General features: G+C 64.8%; 12 protein-coding genes. 2 read left to right on the top strand and 10 right to left on the bottom strand.

Going from position 1 to position 11880, the window contains the following annotated elements:
- Positions 1–7: 7 nt before the first annotated feature.
- Entirely contained in the window at positions 8–490 is a 483-nt protein-coding gene (locus ACXJKC_RS15540; RefSeq protein ID WP_456697649.1) for a MaoC family dehydratase, read from the bottom strand.
- A 65-nt stretch (positions 491–555) separates the two neighbouring features.
- On the opposite strand from ACXJKC_RS15540, the gene ACXJKC_RS15535 reads away from it, so the two are divergent.
- Positions 556–1392 (top strand): SDR family NAD(P)-dependent oxidoreductase, encoded by an 837-nt coding sequence (locus ACXJKC_RS15535; RefSeq protein WP_456697648.1) that lies wholly within the window; start codon positions 556–558, stop codon positions 1390–1392.
- Between the two features lie 15 nt (positions 1393–1407).
- Here the strand turns inward: ACXJKC_RS15535 and ACXJKC_RS15530 are convergent, their stop codons facing one another.
- The 6 genes from ACXJKC_RS15530 to tadA form a co-directional block, all read right to left on the bottom strand.
- On the bottom strand, positions 1408–2157 hold the full coding sequence (locus tag ACXJKC_RS15530; protein ID WP_456697647.1) for a FadR/GntR family transcriptional regulator: 750 nt from the start codon (positions 2155–2157) through the stop codon (positions 1408–1410).
- A gap of 70 nt (positions 2158–2227) precedes the next feature.
- The gene (locus ACXJKC_RS15525; protein WP_456697646.1) at positions 2228–3118 is read right to left on the bottom strand and encodes an alpha/beta fold hydrolase; all 891 of its coding nucleotides are present in this window, start codon (positions 3116–3118) and stop codon (positions 2228–2230) included.
- Positions 3093–4211: an acyl-CoA dehydrogenase family protein gene (locus tag ACXJKC_RS15520; protein ID WP_456697645.1), complete on the bottom strand. Its 1119-nt coding sequence runs from the start codon at positions 4209–4211 to the stop codon at positions 3093–3095. Before ACXJKC_RS15520 ends, ACXJKC_RS15525 begins: the two co-directional genes overlap by 26 nt.
- A 57-nt stretch (positions 4212–4268) precedes the next feature.
- Positions 4269–5480 carry an acyl-CoA dehydrogenase family protein gene (locus ACXJKC_RS15515; protein WP_456697644.1) on the bottom strand — a complete coding sequence of 404 codons (1212 nt, stop codon included), beginning with the start codon at positions 5478–5480 and terminating at the stop codon, positions 4269–4271.
- 50 nt (positions 5481–5530) lie between these two features.
- Positions 5531–6502, bottom strand: coding sequence for an MsnO8 family LLM class oxidoreductase (locus tag ACXJKC_RS15510; protein WP_456697643.1), 972 nt, complete (start codon positions 6500–6502; stop codon positions 5531–5533).
- A gap of 47 nt (positions 6503–6549) precedes the next feature.
- On the bottom strand, positions 6550–6999 hold the full coding sequence (gene tadA / locus ACXJKC_RS15505; protein WP_456697642.1) for a tRNA adenosine(34) deaminase TadA: 450 nt from the start codon (positions 6997–6999) through the stop codon (positions 6550–6552).
- A 41-nt stretch (positions 7000–7040) separates the two neighbouring features.
- On the opposite strand from tadA, the gene upp reads away from it, so the two are divergent.
- Complete coding sequence (gene upp / locus ACXJKC_RS15500; RefSeq protein ID WP_456697641.1) at positions 7041–7682, top strand: uracil phosphoribosyltransferase; 642 nt, start codon at positions 7041–7043, stop codon at positions 7680–7682.
- Positions 7683–8022: 340 nt separating this feature from the next.
- On the opposite strand, the gene pntB is transcribed toward upp, so the two are convergent.
- From pntB to ACXJKC_RS15485, 3 genes are all read right to left on the bottom strand, one after another.
- Positions 8023–9411, bottom strand: coding sequence for a Re/Si-specific NAD(P)(+) transhydrogenase subunit beta (gene pntB, locus ACXJKC_RS15495; RefSeq protein ID WP_456697640.1), 1389 nt, complete (start codon positions 9409–9411; stop codon positions 8023–8025).
- 9 nt (positions 9412–9420) lie between these two features.
- The gene (locus tag ACXJKC_RS15490) at positions 9421–10962 is read right to left on the bottom strand and encodes a Re/Si-specific NAD(P)(+) transhydrogenase subunit alpha (RefSeq protein WP_456697639.1); all 1542 of its coding nucleotides are present in this window, start codon (positions 10960–10962) and stop codon (positions 9421–9423) included.
- 74 nt (positions 10963–11036) lie between these two features.
- Positions 11037–11855, bottom strand: a complete 819-nt coding sequence (locus ACXJKC_RS15485; RefSeq protein WP_456697638.1) for an SDR family oxidoreductase — start codon at positions 11853–11855, stop codon at positions 11037–11039.
- Between the last annotated feature and the right edge of the window lie 25 nt (positions 11856–11880).

Here is an 11880-nt window from a genome sequence, read left to right as displayed (position 1 = left end):
CAGACGGTCAGGGGTAGGCGAGAACCAGGAACTCGCCGACCATGGCCGGACGCTCCGAACCTTCGAGTTCGATCACGGCTTCGAGTCGGTACTGCACACCGCCTGACCGGGGAGTCACCCCCGCGATCCTGCCACGCATCCGTATACGTGCGCCCTCGCGAACGGGGCTGATGAACCGGACCTTCTCGATGCCGTAGTTCACCCCGCTGCTGCGGCCCGTGACCTCGAGGATCCCCGACAACAGCAGCGGAACCATCGAGATTGTGAGGTAGCCGTGGGCGATTGTTCCGCCGAATGGCCCTGAAGCAGCACGCTCGACGTCGACATGGATCCATTGATGGTCACCCGTTGCTTCAGCGAAGGCATCGATACGTCGCTGGTCGATCACGAGCCATGGGCCCGGGCCCAGCTCCGTGCCGACGGCACCGTCGAGGTCGGCCATGTCGATCGTGAACGGCGTTGGTTGAGATTTCTCCGCTTCTATAGTCATAATTATAATTATTCCCTGTCTCTTGGATTTTCGCCAGTCACTCGCCCAAACCGGAAGGCACTTTGATGCACAACGATGACCTGACCCGACTCGACGGACGCCTTGCCGTGGTGACGGGAGCCGCTGCCGGTATCGGCGCGGGCGTCGCCGACGCCCTGGCGCGTCGGGGAGCACGCCTGATACTCGTGGACAACGACGCCGAATCGCTGACGTCCACAGTCGATGCAATGTCTTCGGCCGGACAGGACGCTGTCGGCGTGACGGCTGACGTACGAACTTCAAGCTCAGTCGATCTGATCGCCGCAGCAATCAAAGCCAGCTCGCCTGCCTGCCGAGTTGACATCCTGGTCAACAACGTAGGCGACCACCAGCCATGGGGCCCGTTCGTCGACAGCACTGAGGAAGACTGGACCGACATCTACCGGGTCAACTTCGAGCACGTGCTTCGGATGACACACATGGTCCTGCCAGGCATGATCCAGCAACGATCCGGATCGATCATCAACGTCTCATCGGTCGAAGCCTTCCGCGGCGTCCCGAACTGCGCGATCTATGCGGCCCACAAGGCCGCGGTCGTCAACTTCACCTCAGGCCTCGCGACCGAAATCGGACAGCACGGCATCCGGGTCAATGGGATAGCACCGGACCTGACAGACACACCACAGTTCCCGATGCATCAACTCATCGCACCCGAGTATCACGACCAGATCGGTCGCTGGGTTCCGATGGGACGTTTCGGCACACCCCGGGACAACGGTGAGGTCGTCGCCTTCCTGGCCTCGGACGCCGCGCAGTGGATCACTGGCGAGACAATTCGCGTTGACGGCGGAACACTTGCCTCAGCCGGCTGGTTCCGGCGCGACGAGAGGAGGTTCACCAACGTGCCACGCAATTTCATCTGAGTGACGCGGCGCTGCTCACTCGGGCCAGAGGATACGGGTCTTCAGTGCGACCGGGCTGTTCTTGAGGATGTAACGCCGCCCCGCATCGAGGTGATGATGCATCGCGCTGGCGGCACCCTCGACGTCACCGGCCTCCAGCATGTCGACGACTTTGGTGTGGGCGTTGACGACTTCCTCAAATTCGGCGGGGCCATATGGAACGCCACTCGAGGCACCGTCACCGATGAACTTCAGTGCATCGACGATCATGCTGATGACCCGGCTGTCGCCGGCCTCGGCGACAGCCGAATGGAAGCGGGCGTTCTGGGTCCAGAACTCCTGCGGATCGTTGTAGCTGCGTTCCATGATCTCGATCGAATCACGCAGATCAGCCAACTGTTCGGCCGTGACGCGTTCGGCTGCCAACCGAGCCATCATCGGCTCAAGGGCAAGACGCGCATCGGAGACGTCCTGCAAGGTCAACTGCTGGAACTGAAGCATCAGGGCAAGCTGCTCGGCGAACTCACCATTACTGGGGCGACGAACGGTGGGCCCTCCGCCAGGCCCGGTCCGGATGACGACGAGACCCCACACCTCGAGCAGGCGTAGTGCCTCTCGCAACGTCGCACGGCCAACCTGAAGCTGCGCCAACATTTCGCCTTCGTGCGGAAGCCGCGCGCCCTCCTCGAATTCGCCCTCGACGATCGACGTCGCAAGGTGGCGCGCGAGACGCTCCGAGGCCTTAGGGGTCCGTTGCTTGAAGGCGCGCATCTCAACTGGCTTCATTCTCACAATCATACGCAGAGTTTGATGTTCGGATGGGCCGTCTTCAAGGTCAGTGTGCGCGAATTCACTATCACGGCACGTGGTTGTTCTCCGGTGCGAACGAGCAGGTGGCCAGGATCTCTTCCAGAGTTTCGGCCAGTGCAAGAGGTTGGTCGAGCATGATGTGGTGACCGGAGTCAGGCACCGCGAGCGTCTCGACGCCGTCCAGCCGGCGCACGAGCTCGTCGACGTCGCCAGCCTCGAGGAGACCCCTTTCGGCCAGGATCAGCACGATCTGGCTCCTGTCGGTGCCCCAGAGCTCGTCGGGGAATGAGCCGTGCGTCGTCACCACATGATCGAAACGCCAGGTCCAGCCGAGATCGGTCCGCCGCACCGACCGGTCCGCGACATGCTCCACGACGTAGTCGAGTCGGGCAGGGTCATCCGGAGTAGCCCTGAAACGACTTTTCGCCAGCGACCGTGTCTCATGGTGACGCCGAGGTGGCAGCTCGTTGACATTCGGAGGCACCCTACCGTGAAGAACCCACGGCGGAAGATCGATCAGGGCGACGCCCGCCAACTGTCCGGCGTACCGGAATGCAGCGGTCAACGCCACGATCCCGCCCATGCTGTGTCCCACGACGAACGGCCGGTGCGATCCCTCGGCACGTGCGACCGCCAGCACCTCATCGGCCCAGGTCAAGAAGTCATACGAGTCCCGCGAGGCACTCGACCCGTGGCCGGACAGATCGAGCGCCGCGATACGGCGGCCGTCGGCGAGCAGAGGACCCAGGTGATCCCACCACCCGCCGTGCGCCGCGCCTCCATGCACTAGGACGACCACCGGTGCTTCGGCCGGCCCCCAGACCTGATAGGCGATGTCCGCTCCGGCCACTTCGACCGAGCGCTGCTCGCCGCGGTTTCCGACGGCCGTCAGGAACCACTGTGGGGCCGAGTCAGCCTGCGGGCGCAAGGACGACATCTGCGATGGCCGCTCGGTGCTCCTGATGGGATCCCCCGAGGAGTTCGAGGGACTTGGCTCGCTTGAAGTGCAGGTGGGCCATGTGCTCCCAGGTAAAGCCGATGCCTCCGTGGAGCTGAACGGTGTCGGCTGCAGTCCGGAAGTAGGACTGCGTGGCAAACACCTTGACCACCGACGAGATCAGGTTGAGGTCCTCATCGCCCCGGACACTCACGCGCCCCGCATGCCTGACGCCGGCCATCGCCCCTTCGAGGCGCACCTGCATTTCGGCACAGCGGTGCTTGACTGCCTGGAACGATCCGATCGGACGGCCGAACTGCTGGCGGATCTTGGCATACTCGGCGGTCGTCTCGACGCAGCGAGCAGCGCCCCCGACGGCTTCAGCGGCCAGCGCAAGCGACACGATCGGGCGCAGATGTGCCGCGATCTGCGGCGCTCCGCCAGCCGCTCCGACCAGGCGCGCGGGTGCCGCGGTGAGTTCAAGAGTTGCCATCCGCCGAGTGGGGTCGAGCGTTTCGACAGCGATTCGTTCAAGTCCCTCTTCGCCGTCGAGCAGGAACAACGACCTGCCGGCGGGCGTCATAGCTTCCACAAGCACACGATCGGCCGTACTGCCGTCGATGACCCGTCGGACGGTGCCGGTCAGCGTCCAGCTCTCACCCCGTTGTTGTGCTTCGGGGATCGCGCCTGCGGAACGATCACGTCCGCTCTCGGCCAATGCCAGCGTCGCGGTGACGGTACCTTCGACGATCGACGGCAAAAGCTCAGCAGAAATCGCGTCATCACCGCTCAATACGATCGCGTTCGCCGCCATGACGACGGTGCTCAGGTACGGGCCGCCATACAACACGCGGCCCAACTCTTCGGCCACGAGCAGTCCCTCTACAGGGGCAGCGCCCACGCCCCCGAACTCCTCGGGGATGTTCAGGCTGGCCACGCCAAGCTCTCCGGCCAGGCGTGACCAGGTCGCCCGGTCTGCGGCATTCGGCCCCTCCATCGAAGCGCGGACCTGCTCATCGGCCCAGTGCGCTTCCAGGAACTTGCGCAAGCTGCGCTGAAAAGACTGTTGTCCGTCATCGAGCAGCGGATCCATGGTTTCCCTCTTCAGTATGTGGGGTGCAGGCAGAATAAAGTCGATGGGCGGTTGACGTCACTTGGGCAGTCCGAGCAGCTTCTCGCCGATGATCGACTTCTGGATCTCGGTGGTTCCTGCGTAGATCGTGCCCGAGCGCGAAATCATCGCGGTGGTGATCCACGAAGCGCTGCTGTTCGGAGCCCCGACGTCGTCGGTCTGGAACATCGTCACATTCGTTGGACGGCGCCCTTCGGCCACGAGCGCCTCGCGATCGAGCACGTCGAGTGCCAGTTCGGTGACGTGTTGGTGGTACTCGCTCCAGTACAGCTTGGACACCGCAGCGTCCGGGCCCGGCGGCTGGCCGTCGAGGTACTTCGCGAGCGAACCCTGACCGAGGTACCGCATGACCTCGATCCCGATGTAGGCATCGGCGAGACGGTCTCGCATGATCGGGTCGTTAGCTGCGCCGCTCTCATTGGCCAATGCGAAGAGGCGATCGAGTTCGGTGCGGAACATGATCGGCAGGACTGCGGCGGCTTCACCTCGCTCGAAACCGAGCAAGGTCATCGCCACCCGCCAACCTGCGTCAACCTCACCGAGGACATTGGCTCTAGGGCATCGCGCATCGGTGAAGTAGACCTCGTTGAAGTCGGTCTCGCCACCCATATTGCGGATCGGCCGGACCTCTACGCCGGGCTGGTCCATAGGAACTAGGAGCAAGGAGATGCCCTGGTGTACGGGAGCGTCCGGATTGGTGCGGACGAGCACGAAGATCCAGTTGGCCAGTTGCCCTCCGGAGGTCCAGATCTTCTGACCATTGATGACCCACTCGTCGCCGTCAAGCACGGCGCGGGTCGCCAGCGCCGCAAGGTCGGAGCCTGCACCGGGCTCGGAGTAGCCCTGACACCAGCGGTCTTCCCCGGAGATGATGCGAGGCAGGAAGTGGTTTTTCTGCTCCTCAGTTCCCCAGTGAAGCAGCGTATTGCCGATCATGACGATGCTGAACACGTCATTCTGCACGCCCGTCGGCACGCCGACGCGCGCGAACTCTTCGGCCAGGACGACCTGCTCCAGCTCGGTCAGGCCCCCACCGCCGAATTCCGTCGGCCAGGAAGGCGCCAGGAATCCCCGCTCAGAGAGCACACCTCGCCAGCGTTCGGCGAAAGCGTCGGCCGCCTCGGGATCGAGTTTGCCGACACCCGCCCACTCCTGCGGCAGCTCTTCTTCGAGCATGGCCCGCACTCGACCACGGAAATCTTCACCTTGAAGCATCGCCCCGTTATTCATAACAACTATGCTACTAGATAGAAGGAATAGTTGTCACCCTTTTGTGCCCCTCAGGCGATCAACTCTCGCAACAGCGCATCCGATGCCAGCAGATCATCTCTGTCGTACGTCGAAGTCGACGCCATGAGCTCATCGGCGCCGGTGCGAGTTGTCAGCTCGTCGAGCATCGACGCGACGGTCTGCGGTGATCCGGCGACCGCCGCGGCGAGGGAGTCCTCGACCCGCTTGCTGACTTGCGCCGACCACGACTGCGCACGGATCGCGGCGATAGATTCCAGCGGCGGAAACTCGCCGATCTGCCGCGATCTCGCCATCGCCCAGGCCTCGGGCAGCGCGAGCTCTCGGGCCGTTGCATCGTCTGCCGCGACCGTGACGTCGAGCGAGATCGTCACATAGGGGTCGGCGGACTGTTTGCTGGGACGGAAGTCACGCCGGTAGGTGTCGAGTGCGTCGGTGATCGACGCGTCGGCGAGGATCGGACCGCCGACGACGACTGGCAGTCCGTGGCGAGCGGCGATTTCCAGGCCCTTCCCGGTCGCGAGCAGCTCCAGTGGAACTGTGCGCGGCGAACGCGGTTGTGCCGTGACGGTTCCGGTGGCCGTGAGCAACTGACCCAGCTCGTCGAGATCGTCCTCGAACGTGTCGAGGGAGTCACGGTCGTGACGCAACGCCCGGCGTACCACCGAGGTGAATCCCAGCGAGCGGCCGATACCCAGGTCGATCCGGCCCGGATACATCGCCTCCAGCATCAGGAACTGTTCGGCGACGACCAGCGGCTGATGACTCGGCAGCATGACACCGCCGGAGCCGATGCGGATGCGTTCGGTGTGCGCACCGATCGCCGCCAGAAGTACGGCCGGAGAACCACTCGCGATACCGGGGACCGCATGGTGCTCCGCGACCCAGAACCGGTCGTAACCCAGTTGCTCGGCGTGCACCGCCCGGTCGATCGAGCCGGTCAGCCCCTCGGCCTCGGGACGGTTCGCGCGGGTCCGTGAACGGTCCAGGAGCGAGAGCCTCATACCCGGTTCAACGCCTCCGGTCGCTCCCCTCTTCCCGCGGGCAACCGTCAGCGGTGGGAGGCGAAGAACTCCTGCAGCAGCGCGGCCGACTCCGGCGCACGAACGCCGCTGATGACTTCGGGACGGTGATTGAGCCGACGGTCGCGGACGACGTCCCAGAGCGATCCGACCGCTCCGGCCTTGTCGTCGAAGGCGCCGAAAACGAGACGGGCCAGCCTCGAGGCGACGATCGCACCCGCGCACATCGTGCAGGGTTCGAGCGTGACGACCAGCGTGCAGCCTTCCAGCCGCCACTCGCCCCGGACGGCTGCGGCCTCCCTGATCGCGACGATCTCGGCGTGCCCCGTCGGATCGCCGTCGCGCTCGCGGGTGTTGCGTCCCCGACCGATCACGACTCCGCCGGGGTCGATGACGAGCGCACCGACGGGCACGTCACCGTCGGCGACAGCTGCCCTGGCCAGGTCGAGGGCCTCGCCCATCCACTCGTCATTCGTCACCGGACAACGATCTCACTGTCTCTGGCGACTAGTCTCGTGACATGCAGGTACACGTCGCCAATCACCCGCTCATCTCGCACAAGCTCACGGTGCTGCGCGATGAGACCACCGACTCGCCCACGTTCCGGCGTCTCGCCGATGAGCTCGTCACGCTCCTGGCCTATGAAGCCACCCGCGGCGTCCGGGTCGAGCCGGTCGACGTCATGACTCCGGTCGCCGCCGCCAAAGGCGTCCGCCTGAGCGATCCGCGCCCGCTCGTTGTGCCGATCCTGCGCGCCGGGCTCGGCATGCTGGAAGGCATGCAGCGCCTGCTGCCCACCGCCGAGGTCGGATTCCTCGGTATGGTCCGCAATGACGAGACGTTCGAGATCGTCACCTACGCCGAGCGCCTGCCAGACGATCTCACGGGTCGTCAGTGCTACGTCCTCGACCCGATGCTCGCCACCGGCGGATCACTTGCCGCCGCGATCGACTTCCTGCTCAAGCGGGGTGCCGACAACATCACCGCGATCACATTGCTCGCCGCGCCGGAGGGCGTCGCGCGTCTTGAGAAGGAACTCGCCGAAATCGATGTGCCGGTGACGCTCGTGACGGCAGGGCTCGATGAGAAGCTCAACGAGCTGGGCTACATCGTCCCCGGTCTGGGCGACGCTGGCGACAGACTGTACGGCGTCGTCGACTGAGCTCGCCCCGCGAGCGAACGTCGACGACGGGTTGAGCCGCAGCGCGGCGAAGCCGCCAGCTTGTCGAAACCACCAGGCGTGACTACGAGCCCGGTGGCTTCGAGGCTACGGCCGTAAGCGGCCTCCGCACCTCAACCAACGGGCACGAGCGTCAACGGTAGTAGCCGAAGTAGAAGATGCCCACCACGACAATCGCCAGGACCAGGAAGATCAACGACCGGCTGCCCTTGCTCTCGTCGTCCTCGGGGCGGTCGTACTCGGGCTTGTCCACGGCGTTCCTCCGTCAGTGGTCGGTCGCTACTGAGATCAGTAACGACCGACCGTCTACGGCGTCACGTGGTCACAGCGCCTTGAGGATGTCGTCGACGCGCTCCTTGGCGTCGCCGAACAGCATTTGCGAGTTCTCGCGGAAGAACAGCGGATTCTGCACGCCCGCGTAACCCGTGGCCATCGACCGCTTGAACACCACGACGTCGGACGCTTCCCAGACCGTCAGCACCGGCATACCCGCGATCGGGCTGGTCGGATCCTCGGTCGCGGCCGGATTGACGGTGTCATTGGCGCCGATGACCAGGACCACCGAGGTGTCCTTGAAGTCGTCGTTGATCTCGTCCATCTCGAGCACGATGTCGTACGGAACCTTGGCCTCTGCCAGGAGCACGTTCATGTGCCCCGGCAGGCGACCCGCGACGGGATGGATACCGAACTTGACGTCGACCCCACGCTCGCGGAGCTTGGAGACCAGCTCTGCGACGGGGTACTGCGCCTGCGCGACGGCCATGCCATAGCCAGGAGTGATGATCACGGACGAAGCGTTCTTGAGCAGTTCGGCGGTGTCGGCGGCGTTGATCTCGCGATGCTCGCCGTAGTCCTTGTCATCGGCAGGGCCGGCCTCGATGCCGAAGCCGCCGGCGATGACCGAGATGAACGAGCGGTTCATGGCCTGGCACATGATGTACGACAGGTATGCACCCGACGAGCCGACGAGCGCGCCTGTGACGATCAGCGCATCGTTGTTGAGCAGGAATCCCGAGGCCGCAGCAGCCCAACCGGAGTACGAGTTGAGCATCGAGACGACGACCGGCATATCGCCGCCGCCGATCGACGCCACGAGGTGCCAGCCGAGCGCGAGCGCCACGATCGTCACCGCGATGAGCAGCCACAGCGCGGGGCTGATGACGAACCAGATCGTCAGGATCAGGAACAGGCCGAGGGCGCCGAGGTTGATGTAGTTCTTGCCCGGGAGCATCAACGGGTTCGACTTGATCTTCGCCGAGAGCTTCAGGTACGCCACGATCGAACCCGTGAACGTCACCGCGCCGATGAACACACCGATGAAGACCTCGGCGTTGTGGATGTCTTCGAGCGACTGCAGGGCGAACGAACCGTGTTCGAGGTAGCCGTTCCAGCCGACCAGCACGGCGGCCAGACCCACGAATGAGTGCAGCAGTGCGATGAGCTCAGGCATCCCGGTCATTTCAACGACGCGGGCCCGCCACAGGCCGATCGCAGCACCGATCGCGACCGCGACCAGCAACAGGACCACAGCAGTCCCGTCAGCGAGATCGGCGATCACGATGAACGTCGCAACCAGCGCGATCGTCATGCCGGCGATGCCGAACAGGACGCCTTGCGAGGCCGATTCGTGCTTGGAGAGGCCGGCCAGCGACAGGATGAACAGCAGCGAGGCGACGATGTACGCCGCGGTGGAGATACTCAGTGAATCCATGGTCAGCCCCTACTTCGAGAACATGCTGAGCATGCGACGGGTCACGGCGAATCCGCCGAAGACGTTGATACTGGCCAGCAGGATCGCGATGAACGCCAGCACCCGGATGACGGTGTCGTTCTCAGTGCCGTCCACCCCGATCTGCAACATCGCGCCGACCACGATGATGCCGCTGATCGCGTTCGTCACCGACATCAACGGCGTGTGCAGCGCGTGGTGCACCTTGCCGATGACGTAGTAGCCGATCACAATCGCGAGTGTCAGCACCGTGAAGTGCTGCGGCAGCGGCGCGGGCGCATAGGCATTGATCAGGAACAGCGCGAGGATGCCGATCCCGACGAGCGTCAGCTTCTTGCTCTGCGTCATGGGCTGCTTGGCGGGCTTGGGCTCGACGGCCGCGACGGGCGCAGCAGCCGGGGCGGCCGAGACCTGCACCGGCGGAGGCGGCCACGTCGTCTCACCGGCACGCACGACCGTGATGGTGCGCTGCACGACGTCCTCGAAGTCCAGCACCAGCTGGCCGTCCTTGGCCGGGGTCAGCAGTTTCATCAGGTTGACCAGGTTGGTGCCGTACAGCTGCGAGGCCTGGGTGGGCAGACGTCCGGCCAGGTCGGTGTAGCCGAGGATCGTGACGCCATTAGCGGTGACGACTGCTTCACCGGGCACCGAACCGACGACGTTGCCGCCGTTGGCTGCGGCCATGTCGACGATGACACTGCCCGACTTCATCGAGGCAACATCGTCGGCCGTGATCAGAATCGGTGCGGCGCGGCCCGGGATCAGAGCAGTCGTGATGATGATGTCGACGTCGGCGGCCTGCTCGGAGTAGATCTCCGCAGCGCGCGCGTCGTAGGCCTCGGACGTCGCCTTCGCGTAGCCGTCGGTCGACTGCTCGGTCTCGACCTCAACCTTGAGGTACTCACCGCCCAGCGACTTGACCTGGTCGGCGACCTCCGCACGCGGGTCGGTGGCGCGGACGATCGCGCCGAGGCTGTTGGCCGTGCCGATCGCGGCAAGACCGGCGACGCCGACACCGGCGACGAGCACCTTGGCGGGCGGAACCTTGCCCGCAGCAGTGATCTGACCGGTGAAGAAGCGGCCGAAGACGTTGGCGGCCTCGACGACGGCGCGATAGCCGGCGATATTGGCCATCGAGCTGAGCACGTCCATCGACTGCGCGCGCGAGATGCGCGGGACGGCGTCCATCGCGAGCACAGTGATGGGACGGGTCGACAGTTGCTCGACGAGCTCGGGGTTCAGGGCGGGGCTGATCAGGCTGATCAGTGTCGCGCCATCTGCCAGCTGGCCGATCTCATCGACGTTGGGTGCGTTGACCTTGAACACGATGTCACTGCGCCACACGTCGGCTCTGCTGCCGATCGACGCGCCGGCAGCGGTGTACGCCTCATCCGTGAAGGACGATTTCACCCCTGCTCCTGACTCGACCGACACCTGATAGCCAAGGCCGATCAGCTGAGCGACCGTCGCAGGGGTCGCAGCCACCCGCGTCTCACCCGCAACCGATTCCGTAACCACTCCGATGATGCTCATTCGGCGAACGTTATCTGTTCGTCACCTGAGCCGACCACCCAGTGAGACCTGCGTCTCATTGCACGAGAAGCAGGCTATGCCTCAGTGCTGCGGGCAACGCCTTCTACCGGACGCCGAAGCTCACGGTCGACCAGTCGGGGCAGGTGGCGGATCGCGAACGCCGCGAGCCGATTGCTTCGGCCAGGGACGATCAAGAAGCCACGTCGACGCGAGAGCGCACGCAGCAGATGGTCGGCGACCTCATCGGCCGTCATCGTGCTGGCCTTCTCCTCGACCGCCAGCACTTCGGCCGGCTTGTGGAGGTTCTCGGTCTCGAAGCCCGGCGTCAGGGTGTTCGGCGGACAGAGCACCAGAACCCGCACCCCGTACGGCTCGACTTCGCGCCGAAGCGCCTCGGACAGGCCGATGACACCGAACTTGGTCGCACTGTAGACCGTGTAGCCGAACACGCCCGCCAGTCCTGCCATCGACGAGGTCGTGACGAAGATTCCGCGTCCGGACGCTTGCAGGTACGGCACGACGGCCCTGGCCAGGTTGATCGTGCCGAGGAGATTGACCTCGACCATGCCGCGGACGTCATCTGCCGGGATCTCACCGAGCCAACCCGGCCGGGCATAACCAGCGGTGTTCACGACGAGGTCCGGCGTACCGTGGGCGGCGACGAGCTCATCAATCGTCCGCGACATCGTTACGGGATCGGTGACATCGATGCTGCTGGACATGAGCGTCTGATCGGGATGCCGGCGCAGGCCCTCCAGGCGCTCCACGGCAGCCGCCAGTTTCGTCTCCGAGCGTGACAGCACAATGACATCGTCGCCGCGTGCGGCGAGGCGCCCCGCGACGGACGAACCGATGCCCTCGGATCCACCGACGACGAAGCTGAGTCTGGCCACGGGATCACACTACGAGTTCTGCCGG

This window comes from Aeromicrobium sp. P5_D10, from assembly GCF_054049535.1.
The sequence above is the reverse complement of the archived record's forward strand: the minus strand, read 5'-3'. Positions and strand labels throughout refer to the sequence as shown.

Coding starts and splice junctions, on each gene's coding strand:
- ACXJKC_RS15540 (WP_456697649.1), bottom strand. CDS start 490: ATGACTATAGAAGCGGAGAAATCTCAACCAACGCCGTTCACGATCGAC.
- ACXJKC_RS15535 (WP_456697648.1), top strand. CDS start 556: ATGCACAACGATGACCTGACCCGACTCGACGGACGCCTTGCCGTGGTG.
- ACXJKC_RS15530 (WP_456697647.1), bottom strand. CDS start 2,157: ATGAAGCCAGTTGAGATGCGCGCCTTCAAGCAACGGACCCCTAAGGCC.
- ACXJKC_RS15525 (WP_456697646.1), bottom strand. CDS start 3,118: ATGTCGTCCTTGCGCCCGCAGGCTGACTCGGCCCCACAGTGGTTCCTG.
- ACXJKC_RS15520 (WP_456697645.1), bottom strand. CDS start 4,211: ATGGATCCGCTGCTCGATGACGGACAACAGTCTTTTCAGCGCAGCTTG.
- ACXJKC_RS15515 (WP_456697644.1), bottom strand. CDS start 5,480: ATGAATAACGGGGCGATGCTTCAAGGTGAAGATTTCCGTGGTCGAGTG.
- ACXJKC_RS15510 (WP_456697643.1), bottom strand. CDS start 6,502: ATGAGGCTCTCGCTCCTGGACCGTTCACGGACCCGCGCGAACCGTCCC.
- upp (WP_456697641.1), top strand. CDS start 7,041: ATGCAGGTACACGTCGCCAATCACCCGCTCATCTCGCACAAGCTCACG.
- pntB (WP_456697640.1), bottom strand. CDS start 9,411: ATGGATTCACTGAGTATCTCCACCGCGGCGTACATCGTCGCCTCGCTG.
- ACXJKC_RS15490 (WP_456697639.1), bottom strand. CDS start 10,962: ATGAGCATCATCGGAGTGGTTACGGAATCGGTTGCGGGTGAGACGCGG.